At 43.9% G+C, this 17,994-nt stretch carries 23 protein-coding genes and 1 pseudogene; all 24 read left to right on the top strand.

From position 1 onward, the window contains the following. Positions 1 to 8: 8 nt before the first annotated feature. Entirely contained in the window at positions 9 to 485 is a 477-nt protein-coding gene (locus GYY70_RS09720; RefSeq protein ID WP_174832219.1) for a hypothetical protein, read from the top strand. Positions 486 to 496: 11 nt separating this feature from the next. After that, on the top strand, positions 497 to 1,498 hold the full coding sequence (locus GYY70_RS09715; protein ID WP_084551436.1) for a DUF2184 domain-containing protein: 1,002 nt from the start codon (positions 497 to 499) through the stop codon (positions 1,496 to 1,498). A 53-nt stretch (positions 1,499 to 1,551) separates the two neighbouring features. Continuing rightward, entirely contained in the window at positions 1,552 to 1,863 is a 312-nt protein-coding gene (locus tag GYY70_RS09710; RefSeq protein ID WP_174832218.1) for a hypothetical protein, read from the top strand. A 9-nt stretch (positions 1,864 to 1,872) separates the two neighbouring features. Continuing rightward, on the top strand, positions 1,873 to 2,280 hold the full coding sequence (locus GYY70_RS09705) for a DUF4054 domain-containing protein (protein ID WP_174832217.1): 408 nt from the start codon (positions 1,873 to 1,875) through the stop codon (positions 2,278 to 2,280). A gap of 1 nt (position 2,281) precedes the next feature. Continuing rightward, positions 2,282 to 2,863: a hypothetical protein gene (locus GYY70_RS09700; protein WP_174832216.1), complete on the top strand. Its 582-nt coding sequence runs from the start codon at positions 2,282 to 2,284 to the stop codon at positions 2,861 to 2,863. After that, entirely contained in the window at positions 2,850 to 3,230 is a 381-nt protein-coding gene (locus GYY70_RS09695; protein ID WP_232335968.1) for a hypothetical protein, read from the top strand. Before GYY70_RS09700 ends, GYY70_RS09695 begins: the two co-directional genes overlap by 14 nt. After that, complete coding sequence (locus GYY70_RS09690; protein WP_084548132.1) at positions 3,200 to 3,706, top strand: hypothetical protein; 507 nt, start codon at positions 3,200 to 3,202, stop codon at positions 3,704 to 3,706. The genes GYY70_RS09695 and GYY70_RS09690 overlap by 31 nt, the downstream gene beginning before the upstream one ends. An 8-nt stretch (positions 3,707 to 3,714) precedes the next feature. Continuing rightward, complete coding sequence (locus GYY70_RS09685) at positions 3,715 to 5,181, top strand: DUF3383 domain-containing protein (protein ID WP_174832215.1); 1,467 nt, start codon at positions 3,715 to 3,717, stop codon at positions 5,179 to 5,181. A 90-nt stretch (positions 5,182 to 5,271) separates the two neighbouring features. After that, positions 5,272 to 5,790 (top strand): phage antirepressor N-terminal domain-containing protein, encoded by a 519-nt coding sequence (locus tag GYY70_RS09680; protein WP_174832214.1) that lies wholly within the window; start codon positions 5,272 to 5,274, stop codon positions 5,788 to 5,790. A 16-nt stretch (positions 5,791 to 5,806) separates the two neighbouring features. Continuing rightward, positions 5,807 to 6,256 carry a hypothetical protein gene (locus GYY70_RS09675; protein WP_174832213.1) on the top strand — a complete coding sequence of 150 codons (450 nt, stop codon included), beginning with the start codon at positions 5,807 to 5,809 and terminating at the stop codon, positions 6,254 to 6,256. Continuing rightward, positions 6,256 to 6,663, top strand: coding sequence for a hypothetical protein (locus GYY70_RS09670; protein ID WP_174832212.1), 408 nt, complete (start codon positions 6,256 to 6,258; stop codon positions 6,661 to 6,663). The genes GYY70_RS09675 and GYY70_RS09670 overlap by 1 nt, the downstream gene beginning before the upstream one ends. Before the next feature lie 8 nt (positions 6,664 to 6,671). Next, complete coding sequence (locus tag GYY70_RS09665) at positions 6,672 to 6,872, top strand: hypothetical protein (protein WP_025330135.1); 201 nt, start codon at positions 6,672 to 6,674, stop codon at positions 6,870 to 6,872. Continuing rightward, complete coding sequence (locus tag GYY70_RS09660; protein WP_174832211.1) at positions 6,853 to 9,357, top strand: CHAP domain-containing protein; 2,505 nt, start codon at positions 6,853 to 6,855, stop codon at positions 9,355 to 9,357. The genes GYY70_RS09665 and GYY70_RS09660 overlap by 20 nt, the downstream gene beginning before the upstream one ends. 44 nt (positions 9,358 to 9,401) lie before the next feature. Continuing rightward, complete coding sequence (locus GYY70_RS09655) at positions 9,402 to 9,929, top strand: hypothetical protein (RefSeq protein ID WP_084548138.1); 528 nt, start codon at positions 9,402 to 9,404, stop codon at positions 9,927 to 9,929. A gap of 139 nt (positions 9,930 to 10,068) precedes the next feature. Beyond that, a complete protein-coding gene (locus GYY70_RS12010) occupies positions 10,069 to 11,010 on the top strand; it encodes an SHOCT domain-containing protein (protein WP_202984470.1) in 942 nt (313 codons plus the stop codon). A 648-nt stretch (positions 11,011 to 11,658) separates the two neighbouring features. Continuing rightward, on the top strand, positions 11,659 to 12,390 hold the full coding sequence (locus tag GYY70_RS09645; RefSeq protein ID WP_174832210.1) for a Rha family transcriptional regulator: 732 nt from the start codon (positions 11,659 to 11,661) through the stop codon (positions 12,388 to 12,390). 94 nt (positions 12,391 to 12,484) lie between these two features. Next, complete coding sequence (locus tag GYY70_RS09640) at positions 12,485 to 13,111, top strand: phage baseplate protein (protein ID WP_174832209.1); 627 nt, start codon at positions 12,485 to 12,487, stop codon at positions 13,109 to 13,111. Next, positions 13,108 to 13,386, top strand: a complete 279-nt coding sequence (locus tag GYY70_RS09635; protein WP_174832208.1) for a hypothetical protein — start codon at positions 13,108 to 13,110, stop codon at positions 13,384 to 13,386. The genes GYY70_RS09640 and GYY70_RS09635 overlap by 4 nt, the downstream gene beginning before the upstream one ends. Further along, positions 13,376 to 14,272 carry a hypothetical protein gene (locus GYY70_RS09630; RefSeq protein WP_174832207.1) on the top strand — a complete coding sequence of 299 codons (897 nt, stop codon included), beginning with the start codon at positions 13,376 to 13,378 and terminating at the stop codon, positions 14,270 to 14,272. The genes GYY70_RS09635 and GYY70_RS09630 overlap by 11 nt, the downstream gene beginning before the upstream one ends. Further along, positions 14,250 to 14,960 (top strand): Gp138 family membrane-puncturing spike protein, encoded by a 711-nt coding sequence (locus GYY70_RS09625; protein WP_174832206.1) that lies wholly within the window; start codon positions 14,250 to 14,252, stop codon positions 14,958 to 14,960. The genes GYY70_RS09630 and GYY70_RS09625 overlap by 23 nt, the downstream gene beginning before the upstream one ends. After that, complete coding sequence (locus GYY70_RS09620) at positions 14,957 to 15,310, top strand: hypothetical protein (protein WP_084565025.1); 354 nt, start codon at positions 14,957 to 14,959, stop codon at positions 15,308 to 15,310. Before GYY70_RS09625 ends, GYY70_RS09620 begins: the two co-directional genes overlap by 4 nt. Next, positions 15,307 to 16,503: a baseplate J/gp47 family protein gene (locus tag GYY70_RS09615; RefSeq protein WP_174832205.1), complete on the top strand. Its 1,197-nt coding sequence runs from the start codon at positions 15,307 to 15,309 to the stop codon at positions 16,501 to 16,503. The genes GYY70_RS09620 and GYY70_RS09615 overlap by 4 nt, the downstream gene beginning before the upstream one ends. Positions 16,504 to 16,523: 20 nt before the next feature. After that, a complete protein-coding gene (locus GYY70_RS09610) occupies positions 16,524 to 17,132 on the top strand; it encodes a DUF2612 domain-containing protein (RefSeq protein WP_202984465.1) in 609 nt (202 codons plus the stop codon). Beyond that, positions 17,129 to 17,994 (top strand): annotated as a pseudogene (locus GYY70_RS09605) (hypothetical protein); the annotation flags it as partial. The gene GYY70_RS09610 and the pseudogene GYY70_RS09605, both read left to right, overlap by 4 nt.

Here is a 17,994-nt window from a genome sequence, read left to right as displayed (position 1 = left end):
GATTAAAAATGGGATTTCAAACACATTTAAATAATGATCTGCCGGTTGGTGTTGAGGGCGATTTTGCCTCTACCAATCCCTATTACTCTGTACTTGCAGGTGAAGGACAAATCAAAGCTGGTGAAAAAGGCGTAATTGTTGGCAGCTTTGCATGGTTCGATCCTGAAACAGGATTGGCAACTAATACCAAAGTTGCCAATGGGTTAATCGGGTTTGTGCGCCGAGATAATACCGCACTCCTTAATGAATATCTGGCTGAATCCAGTTTAATTATTCCAAAAGGTTTTATCGTAACGCTATATGATGGCGGCGATTTTTGGGCGCGTTTCGCTGGTGGCGCAAATATTGGTCAGAAAGTTTTTGCCAGTACGGCTAATGGCAGTGTTGTTGCCGCCGATACCGCTCCTGCCGGTTACGAAGAAACAGGCTTTATTGTGGCCAGCAAAGCAGAAGCCGGTGCATTAGCCAAGATTTCAAAACATTAAAAGGATTTAAAATGGAATTAAATTTTAATACTTTAAATCAACGCGCAGGGGTTGTATTTGCAACAGGCAAAGCTCCCGTAGAGCTAACGGAGAAAAGTCGAATGGCACTGGCTATGGATAGTGCCAGCACCCTGCAAACTTCGCCAAATGCCGGCATTCCTGCTTTGTTTACAACTTATGTTGATCCAAAGGTTATTGAGGTATTGGTAACGCCAATGAAAACGGCAACTGCATTCTCTGAATGTAAAAAGGGTGACTTTACCTCGACAACAGTGACATTTCAGGTACTGGAAAGCACTGGTGAGACTTCGTCCTATGGTGATTTCAATAACAACGGGCTAAGTGATGCGAATGTTAACTATCCGTCTCGTCAGCCCTATCACTACCAGACATTTATTCGTATTGGTGAACGGGAATTAGCAATAGCTGGTGCCGCCGGACTGGATTGGGCAAGCCGTAAGCAGATTGCGGCTGCCTTGACTTTAAATAAATTCCAGAACAAGAGCTATCTCCGCGGAATTGAAGGCTTGCAGAATTACGGCTTGATAAATGATCCTCGACTATTGCCGTCAATAGTAGATTCATCATGGGAGAACATGGACGGACAAGAGGTTTATGATTCAATCCAGCGGCTTTTCGCTCAACTCATAAAACAAACGGACGGTTTGGTTGATCTTGAAACACCAATGACTATGCTGTTGTCTCCAAATGCATCTGTACAACTAACGAAAACCAATACCTACAATGTAAACGTGACCGATCAGGTTAATAAAAATTTCCCGAATCTGAAAATAGTCACAATACCGGAATATAAAACCGAAGCTGGCGAACTAGTTCAGTTAATTGTAGACGAGTACGAAGGTCAGCCGACAGTAGAACTGGGATTTACCGAAAAAATGCGCGTACACCCGCTGATTCAGATGTCATCAGGTTATGAGCAGAAGCGGTCACAGGGAACACTGGGGGCTATTATTTACCGGCCGCTGTTTATTGCAAGCATGCTGGCTTCTTAATTTTTATATAAAGACGACCACCCTCAGGGGTGGTTTTTATTTTAGGAGTTCATATGTCGAATGACACAGTTACTATTGGGTGCAAGATAGCTAATGGCTTGCTTTTACAGGTTGATGATAAAACCGTAAAAATTAACGGGTTTAATACATCTAATGTTATTGGCGGGCATGGTATTACCGAAAATGTTCCGGCGGATTTCTGGCAGGCATGGCTGGCCAGAAATAAGGATCGCGATATTACTAAGAACGGACTGATTTTTGCGCACAGCAACACCAAAGACACTACGGCAGAAGCTAAAGAGAAACGCAAAACTAAATCGAGCACAGAGCCTATTTCGCCACCCAAAAACAACGAGCTGGAATAAGGTGCAACTATGAGCGGTATTGTTCAGTTTAACCTCTTAAAGTTCCGGAAACTGTACCCGAAAATTAGCGCAACTGATGATCAGCTTAGTATGTTTTTTGTTGAAGCCTGCATGCAGTGCAATAACACCGATAAAAGCATTATTAAAAATCTTGATGAGCGTGAATTGCTGCTGTTTCTGCTGGTGGCGCATATTGCCACCTTACAGCAGCGTACAGACAGCGGTAACGAGGCAGTCGGTCGTGTTGCCAGTGCTTCTGAGGGCAGTGTGTCTGTATCACTGGATAACGGTCAGACTACCCAGTCGGAAAAGTGGTACCAGCAGACACCATACGGGGCGCGCTACTGGGCATTGATCAAACAATACCGCTCATTCTTTTATGTGCTCGGCAAATTTCCCATGCCGGTTAGGCGTTAGTATGAAAAAAATCGGTGATTTATCGGATGCACTGAAAAAATACACAGCCGGCAAAAACAAAAAGGTGCGGGCAGGTATTTTTGAAGAATCCACCTATGCACAAACCGATGGCGAGCCCTTGCCCGTTGCGCAGGTGGCGTTCTGGAATGAGTACGGCGCACAAATTCAGGTTCCAGAACACCAGATAACCGTTTACCGGCTGATTAGTGAAAAAACCGGGGATTTCCGGCTTAACGGTCGTTTTGTTAAACAGTCTAAAGCCAATTTTGCCACTACTCATACCGTACCGGCGCACACAATCAACATTCCGGCGCGCTCATTCTTTCGTAAAACAGTACGGACACATAAGGGCGAATGGATTAAGGCTTTACCGGGTTTGGTCAGCCAGCATGGCGCGGTTAAAGGACTGGAACTGGTCGGCGAGGCGATGAAAGGCGATCTGGTTGAATCAATCATGACATGGACAGACCCGCCTAACTCTAAAGCGACTATTGCCAGAAAAGGCAGGGACGCTCCATTGCGTGACACCATGCAGATGTCCAGATCTATCGGTGTAGAGGTATCAGATAATGATGAATCTTAGAGGAATGGCTAACAGCATTATTGCTGGGGTTAATCCTAATCAGGAGGCAGTATTAAAAATCAATTCCGGCTCAGCAGTAGATGAATCCGGTGCCGTTGTGCCATGCTTTGAGGAAAAGCCTATAACTATTCAGTTGCAAAGCATTTCCTCTGCCGATCTCGAGCACCTTAACCTGATTAACCAGCAAGGGCAGTTTATCTATGCCTATCTAACCGGTCAGATAGCTGCAATCCGCCGTTCACAGGGCAAAGGTGCGGAACGGGTAATTTTTACCGCATACGGCGAAAATGAAACCTCAGAATGGATGGTTAAACAGGTGCTGGAATCCTTTCCGGCATGGTGCAAGGTGCTGCTATGGCGACAGTAACGCATAAACAGATTTACACAGAAGTCCGCGCATATCTGCTCGGGCTTTTTTTATGCCCGCCTGAATCAGTCATACAAGGTTACCAGAATGATGCACCTTTACCTGATCAGGCGATTGTTATGTCAATTCTGTTTGAGCAGGCACTGGATGTCTCCGCGCATTATTACGAGCCGGCAGACAATCAGACCTTTGTACAGCAGTCAGTTGAGATAACCATGCAGATTGATTTTTATGGTGCTGATTCAGGCGATAAAGCGCGCAAGTTGTGCAATCTCTGGAAAAGCCACTATTCCACAGCGCGGCTTATATCTTGCCAGCCGCTTTACTGCAAAGACCCTGTACAGATGACGTTTATCAATGAGCAGTCACGCTATGAGCAACGCTGGATGGTCGAACTGCTTTTGCAATACAACCCTGAATTTTCGCATGAACAGACTTATCTGGACATGCCGGTTATAACTTTGAAAAACCTATAGGAAATATTATGTTACCTTCAATTCCTGCAAGTAATATTGTTACCGTCAATCCGGCGGTAATCGGTACAGGCGGTGATGCGCTGGACTTAAATACCGTCGTACTGTCAGACAGCAGTGTGTATCCGATAAATCAGTATGCCAGTGCCGCCGATGTGGGTGCTGTATACGGTTATAACAGTAAAGAGTATCAGTTTGCTCAGTGTTATTTTGATGGTTATGTCGGTTCAACTATCAAGCCCGCAACCCTGTTTATCGCCCGATACAATCAGACTGATATTAATGCACGGCTGATTGGTGCCAGTGTTAAATCATTGCAGTTGCATGAACTGCAAGCCATCAAAGGGGAACTAACCCTAACTATAGATGGTACGGTAACCACAGCAACAATCGATTTAAGCAAAGCCAAAAGCTTTAGTGATGCAGCGGTAAAAATCAAAGAGGCTTTAACTAACGATGTTATCTTTGATACGCAGTTACAGGCATTTATTATCAGTTCGCCGTCCGCCGGCGCAGGTTCGGCCATTTCCTTTGCTAGCGGAGCAGCAGCAGAAGCCCTCTGCTTAACTGAAAATACCGGGGCGATTGCTGATAATGCCACTAAGGCAGACAGTCCGGATTCTGTAATGGAGCGTGTATCAGGCTATACCCTGAATTATGCTGTTATTACTACCATCGGCGATGCATTTACTCAGGATGTTCTGAAAGCACTGGCTAAGTGGAACAGTAAACAGAACAGCCGTTACTGGTTTGTTTATTATGCGCAGGAGCCAACCGCCCTGATTGCCAACAATACCAACTGCTTTGCCTCATGGCTGAAAGAAAATGCCATATCCGGAACGACAGCGATTTACGGCACACTCGAACAGGCGGGGCTGGCTTGCGGTTATGCCGCCTCCATCAACTTTAGTGAAAGAAATGGTCGCTCGACTATGGAATTCAAGCGGCAAAGTGGTATCGCCGCTTCTGTCACCGCCCTTAAAGATGCCACGGCACTGGAAAGCAACGGCTACGCCTATTATGGCGCGTGGGCAACAGCTAATGAGCGGTTTATCTTTTTCAGAAATACCAGAGTAAGCGGCGATTTTGCCTGGGTGGATACTTACCTGAATCAGGTGTATTTCAACGCTCAACTGCAACTGGCGTTTATGAATATGCTTATCAGCTATAAAGCTATCCCGTATAACGCGGAGGGCATTGCCATTCATCGCGCAGCCGCACAAGACCCGATTAATGAAATGCTGAATTTTGGCGGCATTCAGCGCGGGGTAAACCTTTCCGAAGCGCAGAAATCGCAGATTAATTATGAGGCTGGTTTTGACGCGGCCCGGCAGATTGAAACAGCCGGTTACTGCCTGCTGATAAATCAAGCTTCAGCACAGGTACGCGGTCAGCGCGAATCACTTCCGTTAAAGCTCTGGTATGCAGACGGCGGCAGTGTTCATACTGTGAATCTGGCTTCTATCGCGGTGCAATAACACTGAAATCAAATAAGGGAACAACCCTGAAACCACCCTGAAAACCCGTACAAAATGTACGGGTTTTTATTTATTCATTCGGAGTTAAACATGGAATATTTAAACGTTAATTTTCTTGGTTCAGAAATAATGGTTATTAACCATGATGGTGAGCCTTATGTAGCTATGCGTACGGTTGTTGATGGCATGGGGCTGGATTGGGCTGGTCAATTTGTGAAGATAAAACAGAGGTTTAAATCAACCGTTGTGGAGATCTCAACGGTTGCCAATGATGAAAGAAATCGTTCAATGCTTTGCCTTCCATTGAGAAAACTTTTTGGCTGGCTGATGACCATTAACCCAGACAAAGTTGCCTCACATAAAAGGCAAACCATTATCCGCTATCAGAACGAATGTGACGATGCATTATGGCAGTACTGGACTAACGGCATAGCCAATCGTGAAAAAATTTTGCAGGAAATGGAACTGCTAAAAAAGCAGCAGGCTGAATCTGCGGCACGCGGCAGCGCAGCAGGTAAAGCCTTAAATCAGCGCAAATTAGAAAAACGGCAGCTTGAAATGCAACTGGATGCAATTAATCAGCTCGACCTTTTTAAACAGATTGATTAAGTAAAAGGATTAAATCATGCCAATGGGACATAACCCGCTAACGATTACATCAGCCAATTCCGTACTTATGTTGCGCTGCACAGGTGTATACGACAACTATATTACGATGCAAGGCTTTCAGGCGGATAACGCCTGGGGCTTTGGTGATGCCAATATCGCAGAAACCCGCATGGGTGTGGATGGTAAACAGTCAATAGGCTATACGCCGCACGAAGTGGAATGGACGCTGCATCTAGAAGCAAACAGCCCGTCAATCGAGCACATGGAGAATATCCGCAAAGACTTCAATGCCAATATGGAAACACGCCCGATTGATATTGTGGTTGAAATTCCGTCTGTAAAAAAACGCTACAGTGCTACTGGTGCATTGGTTAAATTAACCGGCGGGGCTTCCGGTCAGAAATTACTGGCAGGTAGCCAGTACACATTCAGATTAGTTCTGAATGGCGCAGAGGAGACTAACTAATGGCACGTAAAACAAAAACAATTCAAATAGATACCGGTCGCGATAAAGGTAAAACCTTTCTGATCACCGAAATGCCGATTATGCAGGCGGATAAATGGGCACAACGCGCCCTGTTTGCCCTTGCCGGAAGCGGCATTGATACAGCGGGTATCAATCCAAACGGCGGCATGCTGGAAATGGCAAAACTCGCCATTGGTGTTATCAGCAAGATAGACCCGCAGATAGGCGGTGAATTGCTGGATGAACTGCTTACCTGCGTGCAGATAGTACCCTCTGGCGGACTGGCGCGCAGTCTGGACATAGAAAGTGACATTGAAGATTTAAAAACACTGTTTGAATTACGCAAAGAGGCTTTACTGGTGCATATCGATTTTTTAACGAACGGCAATCTCCCAGATACGAACTAACGGCGGGATTGCCTTTCCGTGAAGGCGTACTTGCACAAACAGTGAATGTCTCTTCTTTAGCCAGTCAGGTTATTACAGCCGGACTGGCTTCTTACGTTGAGCTTGATAGTGTGTTGGGGCTTGAGGATGTGCTGAATATTCTTGAGGTTTATCAGGTTTCTGAACATAACAAAATGCTGGTGAATAAGTATGACAACGAATATAGTTGAACAAATACTTGTCGAGCTGATGCTTGATACGTCTAAATTTGCCGCACAGGCAGATAAGGCAGAAAAGAAAAATCAGGCACTCGAAAAGTCTCTGGATAAGACCGAAAAAGCCTCAAAGCAGGCAGGAAAGGCTAACGAGGAACTAGCCAAGAAATATCATTCCTCTATCGAACAGACAGCAAAATTCGGTCAGACCATTGCAAAAGTAACTAAGGAGCTAACCGGATTTTTTGCTGTAATCATCGGCTCAACAGGGCTGTTTAAACTGGCTAATGATGCTGCGCATGCCAATATGGAAGTGTCAAAGCTTTCCGGGCAGCTAGGTATGGCTACTGCGAGTATTACAGACTGGCAGAATGCGGCAGGCGCTTTCGGTGGCAGTGCGCAGGGTATGACAGCCTCTTTAACCGGCATTAAGCAGGCTATGAACGGGCTGGTGATGTTTGGTGACGCCAGCATGCTGCCTTATTTCAATGCCTTGGGCGTCAGTGTTGTTGATGATGCCGGTAAGGTTCGCAAACTGGATGATGTAATGCTTGATCTGGCTGATTCATTCCAGAAAATGCCAAAGGAACAGGCTTATACAATCGGCAAAAAAATGGGCTTTGATGACGGCACAATCAACGCCTTAATTTCTGGTCGCAAAGAGTTGCAGGAAATTCTGGATATTCAGAAAAGAATGTATCACTCAGACGGGGAAGCCATTGCCCGTAGTCGCGAATTGACCAAACAGCAAGCGATATTGAGCGCACACTGGCAAAGCATGAAGCAGTTGGTGGGTGATGCATTAACACCGATACTGCTTACTCTGATTAAGGTAGTAAACAGCTTCTTTGAGTTTCTGCAACGACATGAAAAGGTTGTTAAAGCGGTATTCCAGACCGCAGCCATCGTAATCGGCACGCTGCTGATTCCTACCTTACTTAGTGCCGGACGTGCGCTGCTAGGGTTTGTTGCTCCGTTTGCACCGGCAATTGCTGCGGTAACTGCTCTGGCAGGTGCTTTTGTACTTCTGTACGACGATTACGACACTTGGGCTAAGGGCGGTAAATCTCTGTTTGACTGGACAGCCTTTGCTAATGGCATTAAAAACAGCAAAATAATGATTGATGCACTTGGGGAGTCGTTTAAAAAATTAAGCGCATCATTTTCTGATATGGCTACCGAAATGATTGCCAAAGCGACGGGTGAGAAAAAAGAGGATATATCCGATTTCATCGGTGAAAGTGCGTATCGTTTATTTCACGGAGGCAAAACGTATGAAGAAGTAAACGGCTCTTATACACCACCAACTAAGCCCATTGTGATTGGAAAGAAAGGTGCTTCTAACGGTGCTCCTGCGGATACAGCAGTGAAAGCAGCGGATTACGCCACCGGACATGCTTTAAAGGCTAGTGCGCAAAAGTGTGCTGAATATGTTAATAACGCATTAAGAGCACAGGGTATTAAAATCTGGGGACATGGGCGCGATGTAGCAGGTAATTTACTTAAAACAGGAAAATTTCAAAGTATTGCCTACAATGGTAAGTATATTGCCCAGAAAGGAGACGTTATGTCTATACCAAGCATAGCAGGACATCCGCATGGACACGTTGCAATATTTAATGGTGAATATTGGGTTTCAGATTACATTCAGACTAACAAAAGAGGGAACACTGCTGCTCCTGGAGATGATTATTTTGCTGCGATCAAAGCAGGTAAAATTACGCCGGTTATTGCACGTATGAAATCATCAGAAACACCAAACCAGAAGAAAACGGCAACCAGTGTACCTGTAAAAGGAAATATGAATTATGCTCAGCAAATCTATGCATCTCTTCGTGAACACGGTTTATCCGCACAGCAAGCAAGAATAATGACTGCTGAGATTGGTCGGGAAAATTCATTTAATCCGGATTTTCTTTTTGGTTCGCATACAGATCCGAAAAATGGTGCAACAAATATTGGACTGATTTCTTGGCAGGGAATTCGGGCTAAAAAGCTAATTGCGGAATTAACAGCAAAGGGTTTATATAAAAACGGGAAAATAACCAGATCAAAAGCTTCACTTGATGAAATGGTTAAGTATATGCTGTCTGAAATATCCAACAACCCCGCGTACTCCAAAACCAAAAAAGAATTTTTGGATAATCCGAATGTCGCATACGATAAAGGGCACAAAATATTAGGTGATAATTATATTATCTGGCGACAGGATGACCCAAAATACAAGAGCGGGCATGACAGACGGGATGCTTTTTTTAAACAGACCGCTAATATGGAAATGGTGTATAACGCAAATCGAATATCAAAAGGAGTTAGCCAAAGCAATCAGTTAGCTGGAGGCAATACAGCAACACATACAGACAATAGAAAATATGTTAATGTTAATATACCAAATATGAATGTTAACACTTCATCAAATACTGTTAGTGGAAATGCTGTAGCAGCGATGAAAGAAGTACAAAACTATACGTTTAATCAGCTTGGAGTATCGATGACATAACTTAGTTAAATAAATATTTTGAAATTTTTATCAGAAAGAAAAAAATGAAAAAAATACTTTTTGTCTTATTAGGTTTATTTATTGGTGCATGTGCAAATGCGGAAAGTCCTCAAGTACAGTACATAAAAGGGATGTATGAATTAAACGCATCTCTAGCAAAAGGAAGCATAACAGAAGATAACGATCTAAATATTTATAACGATGTTGATCAATCTTTCTTTTTGGATTATCTAGATAGTAATATCAAAAAAATCTACGCAAGAAATGATGAATACCAAGAGGCAACTGGAGATATGGCTTGTATAGACCATAATGTTTTATGGCAGGGGCAGGATTTAAATCCGTTTGCTAAACTAACATTTACTGAACCAAGCGCAGACAGGGTTAAAGTAACAATAGGTGCTACATGGGACTTAGAAGAGCGTTCTGTCACTTATCAGGTTAAATGCCAAAAAGATGGCGATTGCAAAATTACAGAAATCTTTGAATATGGTAAGCCTTTCACTAAAGTAACCTCAAAATGTCTTGATGACTTTTACCGTACTGAAATCAAAAAGCATCGAAATAAATAAACTATATGTTTAACCAGCTTGGAATTAGAAGAACATGAAGAAATTTATTTTATCCGGAACAGCATATTTGAAGTTTTGTTCATCTTGATTTGTTTGTAGTAACTTAGATAAAAACTTTGATACTGCATAAGGATTTTTTATGTCTAAACCATCATTAACAAATGAACTTACACGCTTGTATGAATTACTGGAAAAAGGGGCAATAACTCAGGAAGAGTATGAAGAACACAAAGCTTTATTACTAAACCAAGCCCGTAATACATCTTCCCATAATGGGTATGGTGATCCAGTTCAAACAAAGCCAACTGAGGCAAAGCCGCAGATTATCATTAATCAAAGTGCATCTGCGGCTGCATCATCTAGCGCGACTGCTGTAGCTAAAAATGGTGGCTGTTTAAAAAGTATCTTGGCGGCAATTGGTTTCTTGGTTGTAATTAGCGTAATTCTGAAAGCATGCTATGGCGAAGAAAAGACAGCAGCAAGTACGCCCGCAATAGAGCCGGCAGCTCAAACTGTTACCAATACAGATAGCCAAGAGGATACTCAGGAAAATATACAAGCATCATTACAGAGTGCAAAACAGGAGAATGCAGCAGCAAATGACGAGATAAATACCTTATGGACAAATATGGATGTTGATGTGCGCAACCATTTAAAGCCTGAACAGCTTGCATGGAATCAACAAAAGAAAAAGCAGTGCCAGTCAAACCAATATCCTACGCCGGAGCAGAATCAAATTGAGTATTTAAACTGTGAGACTGAATTGACGCATAGCCGTATTTCTGAACTTCAAGCACAGCAGGATCAAGTTTATGCCAACGTAAAAGAAGCAAAGCTACAGAAATTAAAGCAAGAAGCAGATGATTCAATAAAAACACTAGAAACAACATGGGATGCTATACCAGAATCAATTAGAGACCAGTTAAGCTCAAACCTTAAAAGTTGGACTAAGAGTGCGGATAATGAATGCAATTCAGAAAAACCGGCTGATACGGAGGTGCAGACAAAAATTAACCGGTTCAACTGTAGAATAAAGCTGATAAAAGCCAAAACCAAAGAGCTTGAGGGATATAAACTTTAATCTTGATTCTGTTACGCAATCAACCACTCTTCGGAGTGGTTTTTATTCAAAGAGTGCATATGAAAGCTATTAATTTCACACCCAAAGAATTACGCAAAGCCATGTGGACGGCTGCGTTCATTATTCTGATGATTATAATTGCGTGGAGATTACCTGAGATTATCAGCGCAATTAGATAATCGATTAAAAGTTATTTTGATTCGCCAAGATGGGCGAATCAAAACTGGTCGGAGTGGAGATAGGAAGCAATTGTATTTACACGTAAGTAATTGATTTTTCCTAGGAGCCGAATTTTCGGCCGCTAGGGAGATAAATGTAGGTTATTGATTATTTCTAGAAACGTAAAATTACGTTTCTAGGAGTAAGTAACTACTTTAACGTTCTAATTGACAAACTGGTTGAGACTTGGCAATATTGAATTAAGAGGTGTAGAAACCTTGAAAAGCCGCATCACGACGGATATCGTGATTTTTTGTGTCCATGATTCTATCAATGTCTACTAATCCAATTGACATATGATTCCTTTATGGCCGAGAGGGCGAAGAATACAAGACCCGCAAGGGGAATAATTCCAGCCTTACTTTTCAGGTTTTCTAACCTCTTGGCCACCCATTAGGGTTAATTTAGAAAATTGAAAAGGAATCTATCATGAATGCAGTAGCTATCGACTTTGAGCAATTCGTTCAAATTAACCATTCAGAACCAGTAACCACTAGTGAATTTGTAGCCAAAGCTTTCGGCAAAGCGCATAAGCATATTTTGGCTAAAATTGAAGAGATTTTCACGCAAGTGCCTGATTCTTTCATTAAACTTAATTTTAAGTTGATTGGGAAAGAGGTAAAAAGTAATCTTGGTAATGGCACTTATAAAACCAACTTATACGAACTAACAAAAGATGGTTTTATATTATTGGTAATGGGTTTTACCGGTAAGAATGCTATGTCAATCAAAATAGCTTACATCAATGCATTTAATGCTATTGCGGAAAAGCTCAGACAGATTCAGGCTAAACAATATATAACCACCAGTAACCAGAACAGTAAACCGGACGGCCGCTATCCAACATTGAATAAACGGCAGCAATATTTGATTAGACAGGCTGTACTTGATAACGTTGCCGAAACCGCCAATACATTTCATTCCGTGTATAAAAAACTCTATACTAGATTTAATGTATATAGATATCAGGATATTTTAGCCAAAGATTTTGATGAGGCAATTGAACTTTTAGGCGGTGTCGTTAATCCAATCGATAACCTACCCGTATTACCTAACATTAATCAGAATGGACGCTGGTTATTAGTTGTCAGGAATAATCAGATAGCCGAGGTTAAGAGTTTAAAAGACTATATCTGTGTAAATAAATACAGATGCATTTAAGAAGCTTATTATTTGATTGTGTAACAGATTCAAGCCAGCCATGCGCTGGCTTTTCTATTGCAGCCTTCGGGCTGCTTTTTTATTGGAGTAAACTATGCTGCCAATCGAAGGTATTCCTAACATACCAAACTTTAAAGGCTTAAATACAGCAGGTACTAATGCCCTGATCAGTCTGGGCGGTGCAGCATTGATAAATGCCGTATTCGGAAATTACTGGGGTGTATTTAACGAGTATGGAATACCCATTCTGCTGGCTGATAACGTTACCTCTCTTAAGTACAGTAATTCAGCCAAAATAGCACAGGCACCGGTTGAAAAAGGCTCATTCGCCTGTTACAACAAAGTCGCCAATCCGTATAAAGCCACTGTACAGCTTACCAAAGGCTCAGGAGGCACTTTAATGCGCGGCGTGTTTCTCGGACAGGTTGAAACACTGGCGGCCAGTACACTGCTGTTTTACATCATTACACCTGAATATGTTTATACCAATGCCTGTATTGTTGGTTACGACACCGCACGTGAAGCGTCAGACGGTGCACAACTGATTAAAGTAAATCTCCATCTAGAAGAAGTGCGCGAAGTGGTAGTGAAATACGATACCGAAGAGGTAAAAAATCCTGATGATGCAAAAGAAAGCGACGGCGGAGAAAAACAGCCAGAAAAACCCGGGGAATCTTTGCTATATCAGGCAGTAAACGCTATTAAAGGGTGGCTTAAATGACAACAGTAACCATACCGCTGGATGCTAATCCTAATCAGAATATATCCTTTGTAATTAACGGCAGTCGCTGGCATATCCGGTTGTTTACGCGGCTCGGGCAGCTTTTTGCCAGCGTAGAAAACGACAAAGACGGCGTACAGGTACAAAACCGCGTCTGTCTCAACGGGACACCGATAACCAGAAATCTTGTATTCATAGATACCCATGGCGACGATAACCCGACTTACACCGGCCTGAATGGCCGTTTTTTTTTGGTATATACCGATGAAACGTAAACAGATAAAAGTAACCGTTACCCTGCGGGACAAGGACAAACAGGGTGAGCATATTGTTTTTGCCGGCAATCATAACCAGATCAGCGCAACAGGCTTTCGTGTGATGTGCAATATCATGTTCGGTTATGGCTCAGTAATGCCGGTAGCACAAATACGAATCTACGGGCTGGCACTGGAGAAAATGGCCAAACTGTTCCGTGTGCACTGGAATACGCTTGATGCACTGATGAACAGAGTAAAAGTTGAAGTCGGAGAAGAGGGTGACCAGCTGATTACTGAATTTGAGGGCAATATTACTTTTGCGACAATGGATTTTTCTGTGGCTCCCGATGTCTGTCTGGTTATTGAATCGCAGGCGGCCATGCTGGAGTACAAAAAACCGCAGCCGCCGTATGAAAAAGAAGGTGAGGTGGATATTGCCGATGCAATCAAAGATATCTGCGACAGTATGGGTTATCAGCTTGAGAATAACGGCGTATCTGCAATCACCAAAAACCTAACCTTAAACGGCTCTAATCTGGATAAGCTTAAAACGCTTGAACATGATTTTGAGTTTGATATGTACATTGAGAATAACCTGATTGCGGTTACACCGAAAGGCGGTTCACGCAACATAAAAATTCCGGTCATTACGCCCGCCTCAGGACTGATCAGCTATCCGGTACCTGATATACGCGGCGTGACTTTTAAATGCCTGTACGACCCGTTATTGCGTTTCGGCGGTATCTGCAAGATACAGGATAGCCAGGTTGAAGTATGTAACGGCGAATGGCGCATATACGGCATGCATAAAAGCCTTGAATCCAATCAGCCGGACGGAAACTGGTTTTGTGATATAGCCGCAACATGGAGAGACAGCAAAGATGCAGCAATCAGCAGAATATGAAAATCTGGACAACCTGAATATCAATCATTCACTGGGCGGAGCAGCAGAATTTAACGCGGTTATTTCCAATCTGATATCGCGGGTGCAGACAGTGACCCTTGTCAAAGTACTTGCGGTTTCAGGTACCGGTGTCAGTCCGGTAGGTGAAGTAAACGTACAGCCGCTGGTACAGATGCTTGACGGTGCCGGCAATGTCTACTCACCCGGCAGAATATTCAGCGTTCCGTATTTCCGCTTACAGGGCGGCAGCAATGCGGTTATCTGCGATCCGGTCGCAGGCGATATCGGTTTATGTGCTTTTGCCTCACGCGACATATCCGCAGTTAAGCGCAATAAAGCCGAATCCGCACCCGGCAGTCGCCGCCAGCATGACTGGAATGACGGGCTGTATATCGGCGGATTTTTAAACGGTACACCGCAGCAGTACATTAGTTTTTCAGACCGCGGCATAGTGATTCACTCACCGACCAGTATCACGCTGGAGGCACCAACAATCAGCATGCAAGCTTCAGCGGTAACTACTACGACAGGCAGCTATGCAGTTAATGCTTTACAGACAGCGCAGTTTACCGGTGGCGGCGGTATCAGTGCCGATGGAGATATTAAAGCCGGTTCAGTCAGTCTGCAAAATCACACTCACAAAGGTGTAACTACCGGCAACGGCAATACAGGGAAGCCCAATTCATGAAAACATTATTTTTAATGCCTGATACATGGGATCTGGTGCTTGATGCTGATGGCAATATCGCTGTTGCTGAAAGCACCTATCAGCAAGCTCAGGACATTGCCAGTGCCTGCCGTACCATGAAAGAAGATATGTATTTTAACCAGCAGGAGGGAATACCGTATTTAACGCGCATTCTTGGCAACGGACGCTATCCGCTGGCTTTATACCGCAAACATCTTCATGATGCCGCGCTGAGCGTCCCCGGAGTTGTTACAGCTCAGGCAGAGTTAATGCTTGACGGTGACCGGATTATCCGCGGACAGATTAAATTCACTAACAGCAATCATAAAACAGGAGTGATTGGTTTATGAGCATTCCGCAATTACAGGTGACTGATAAGGGGATTATTGCACCGTCTGCAGATGAGGTAATCAATGGCTTATGGGAGCTGTTCAGAAATGCTTTCGGGCAGGATCTGAATACTGCCATGAACACACCGCAAGGGCAGTTAGTAACTTCTCTGGCAGCCATTATCACCGATGAGCGCAATCAGATGATAACCCTGCTGAATCAGTTCGACCCGCGTTATGCGCAGGGTATCTGGCAGGACGGGCTGGGCTATATCTATTTTATGACCCGCAAGCAGGCTACGCATTCCAGTGTGATGCTGGTGCTAAATGGGCTGGCCGGGGTAACTATTCCTGCCGGTACGGTATTTAACGACGATAACGGTAATAAATGGCAGTTAACTAACGAAGCAACCATTGCTCAGGACGGCAAAGTAAGCGTGCAGGCGCAGTGTGTATCTGCGGGCAATATCAATGCCGCACCCGATACGATTACCGGTATCCCTAAAGCAATTACCGGCTTAGATCGGGTAACCAACCCATATACAGCCGTTGCCGGTGTTGAAGAAGAAAGCCGTATGGATTTTGAAAAACGCCGGCGGGCATCAGTAGCAATTAATAGCAAAAATACCAATGCCTCAACTTATGGCGCAGTAGCTGATTTAGCCGATGTGAAAGATGTGTATGTTATCGACAACCCGACAGATGAGACCATACAGGTTGGTACCACCAATTATCCGGTGATCCGTAACAGTATTCTGGTTTCCGTAGTGGGCGGAGAAGATGAGACCATTGCCCGTACCATTTTGAATAAAGCCGGTTCGGGCTGTTCTTTTAATGGCAATACAGAATGCGTGATAGCAGATACAGAAAATTTCCCCGTCAGACCGCCGACATACACCGTAAAATTTTTACGACCGGCTTTTGTGCCGGTTTTTTTTCAGGTTATGGTTGATGATCCTGATTTGCTGTCATATCAGGATAGCGAGGCTGTAAAAGCGGCCATTATTACCGGTTTTACAACCGGAGCCGCAAAGGCCGCAATCGGACAGCCGGTTATCGCTTCTAAATTCATCTGTCCGGTTGCTGCTGCCATTCCTCATTTAAGTATTGTGTCGCTGCGGGTGAGTAAGGACGGTAAAAAATGGGCAGACATGCTCGAAATCGGCGTGGATGAATACCCGGCAGCCTCAATTTATCAGATTAAAATATCATGAAAAATATTCAAGACACTTTAATGTCACAGTATGCAAACAGTCCGGTTATCTGCAGTCTGATTGAAAGCATGAATGAATGCATAGACCCTGCCGGATCAATTGATGATTTTTACCGGCTGGCTTTCAATGTGAAAACTGCACAGAGTTTCGGGCTGGATATCTGGGGGCTGATTGTAGGGGTGAATCGTAATATCAGCATTCCGCCTGATGATATCGATACATTCGGATTTAAAACCAGTCCGCAGGCTTTTGCGCCGTTTAATAACCGGCCGTTCAGTGCCTCCGGAGCGCGGTTTGCTGCTTATAAATTATCGGATGAACATTTCCGCCTGCTTATTATGATTAAGGCGGCAGCCAATATTCTTCATGCAACGGCACCGAATATTAATAAATACCTGCGCATGATATTTCCGGAAAAGCGCGTGTATTTTTTAATTACCGGCCACATGAAAGGGCGGTATTTTTTTGAATTCATACCCAATAAATTTGAAAGGCATATTATCTATAACCTGCAATTATTACCGCGCCCGTCCGGCGTCTTAATTGATTATCGTGAATCCCCGCCCGCGGGGATTTTTGGTTTTTCCGGAACAGGTTTTCAACCATTTAACCAGGGAAGTTTCGCATGAGTAAAAATCCAGTATTAATCCCGCAGGCATTTGCGGCTAACGGCAGTAAAAACAATATTCAGAACACCCGGCAGCCCGGACAAGATCCGGAGGATGCAACATGGAGCGACGGTTTCCCGAACGTAACCATGCAGCCGGTAGAATCAGGCGGCCTGCCTCCTAAGGGTATGGACTTTAACGGCATTCTTAACGCCTTATCCGCCACTATTGTACATATGCAGAAAGGCAATCTGTTCTATTTTGATAAAGCCTACTGTGATGCTTTTGGCGGGTATCAGAAAGGTGCGATATTGCTGGCTGATGATGGTACGAAGGTATTTGTCTCAGTCGCAGATAAGAACACCAACAACCCTAATCAGAATCCCCAATACTGGGAGGTTATTGCCGGCATAGGAATTAACGCTGCTTCAGCCTCAAAATTATTTGAGGGACGCAATATCGGCGGGGTTTTCTTTGACGGTACACAAGACATAGATCTGCCCGGCGTGAATACCAGAGGTAACCAAGATACAACCGGTAATGCTGCGACTGCATCTGAATTATTCAGCCCGTGCAATATAGGCGGCGTACCGTTTATCGGCAGTCAGGATATCCATCTGCCAGTTTCTGGCGGATATATTGCCACAGAAAAGTATGAGGCCGGGGATTTGGTTAAAGTTGATGGTGAATGGTACGAATGTTATCACCCTGATGGATGCCGGGGTATAGATCCGAGGAACCCTGTTTACCGGCCCGGCGGATGGCAGAATGCAGACCAGACCAAACCATATTATTGGTTAAAAATTGGCCGGTGGTTGTCTTTCCCTGAAACCGGCAGTCCAATTTATTTGCCTGCAACTACCATTCGTGAAGGACTGATTAA

Source organism: Snodgrassella sp. ESL0324, from assembly GCF_013344955.1.
GTDB lineage: Bacteria > Pseudomonadota > Gammaproteobacteria > Burkholderiales > Neisseriaceae > Snodgrassella > Snodgrassella alvi.
Note: the sequence above shows the minus strand (reverse complement) of the source record. Positions and strands in the feature narration are given on the sequence as shown.

What these genes read in the sequence shown, in the direction of transcription:
- GYY70_RS09690 (WP_084548132.1), top strand. Translation starts at nt 3,200, where the DNA reads ATGGTGCAAGGTGCTGCTATGGCGACAGTAACGCATAAACAGATTTAC.
- GYY70_RS09685 (WP_174832215.1), top strand. Translation starts at nt 3,715, where the DNA reads ATGTTACCTTCAATTCCTGCAAGTAATATTGTTACCGTCAATCCGGCG.
- GYY70_RS09630 (WP_174832207.1), top strand. Translation starts at nt 13,376, where the DNA reads ATGAAACGTAAACAGATAAAAGTAACCGTTACCCTGCGGGACAAGGAC.
- GYY70_RS09625 (WP_174832206.1), top strand. Translation starts at nt 14,250, where the DNA reads ATGCAGCAATCAGCAGAATATGAAAATCTGGACAACCTGAATATCAAT.
- GYY70_RS09720 (WP_174832219.1), top strand. Translation starts at nt 9, where the DNA reads ATGGGATTTCAAACACATTTAAATAATGATCTGCCGGTTGGTGTTGAG.
- GYY70_RS09640 (WP_174832209.1), top strand. Translation starts at nt 12,485, where the DNA reads ATGCTGCCAATCGAAGGTATTCCTAACATACCAAACTTTAAAGGCTTA.
- GYY70_RS09670 (WP_174832212.1), top strand. Translation starts at nt 6,256, where the DNA reads ATGGCACGTAAAACAAAAACAATTCAAATAGATACCGGTCGCGATAAA.
- GYY70_RS09715 (WP_084551436.1), top strand. Translation starts at nt 497, where the DNA reads ATGGAATTAAATTTTAATACTTTAAATCAACGCGCAGGGGTTGTATTT.
- GYY70_RS09615 (WP_174832205.1), top strand. Translation starts at nt 15,307, where the DNA reads ATGAGCATTCCGCAATTACAGGTGACTGATAAGGGGATTATTGCACCG.
- GYY70_RS12010 (WP_202984470.1), top strand. Translation starts at nt 10,069, where the DNA reads ATGTCTAAACCATCATTAACAAATGAACTTACACGCTTGTATGAATTA.
- GYY70_RS09655 (WP_084548138.1), top strand. Translation starts at nt 9,402, where the DNA reads ATGAAAAAAATACTTTTTGTCTTATTAGGTTTATTTATTGGTGCATGT.
- GYY70_RS09635 (WP_174832208.1), top strand. Translation starts at nt 13,108, where the DNA reads ATGACAACAGTAACCATACCGCTGGATGCTAATCCTAATCAGAATATA.
- GYY70_RS09645 (WP_174832210.1), top strand. Translation starts at nt 11,659, where the DNA reads ATGAATGCAGTAGCTATCGACTTTGAGCAATTCGTTCAAATTAACCAT.
- GYY70_RS09710 (WP_174832218.1), top strand. Translation starts at nt 1,552, where the DNA reads ATGTCGAATGACACAGTTACTATTGGGTGCAAGATAGCTAATGGCTTG.
- GYY70_RS09680 (WP_174832214.1), top strand. Translation starts at nt 5,272, where the DNA reads ATGGAATATTTAAACGTTAATTTTCTTGGTTCAGAAATAATGGTTATT.
- GYY70_RS09695 (WP_232335968.1), top strand. Translation starts at nt 2,850, where the DNA reads ATGATGAATCTTAGAGGAATGGCTAACAGCATTATTGCTGGGGTTAAT.
- GYY70_RS09700 (WP_174832216.1), top strand. Translation starts at nt 2,282, where the DNA reads ATGAAAAAAATCGGTGATTTATCGGATGCACTGAAAAAATACACAGCC.
- GYY70_RS09660 (WP_174832211.1), top strand. Translation starts at nt 6,853, where the DNA reads ATGACAACGAATATAGTTGAACAAATACTTGTCGAGCTGATGCTTGAT.
- GYY70_RS09675 (WP_174832213.1), top strand. Translation starts at nt 5,807, where the DNA reads ATGCCAATGGGACATAACCCGCTAACGATTACATCAGCCAATTCCGTA.
- GYY70_RS09705 (WP_174832217.1), top strand. Translation starts at nt 1,873, where the DNA reads ATGAGCGGTATTGTTCAGTTTAACCTCTTAAAGTTCCGGAAACTGTAC.
- GYY70_RS09610 (WP_202984465.1), top strand. Translation starts at nt 16,524, where the DNA reads ATGTCACAGTATGCAAACAGTCCGGTTATCTGCAGTCTGATTGAAAGC.
- GYY70_RS09620 (WP_084565025.1), top strand. Translation starts at nt 14,957, where the DNA reads ATGAAAACATTATTTTTAATGCCTGATACATGGGATCTGGTGCTTGAT.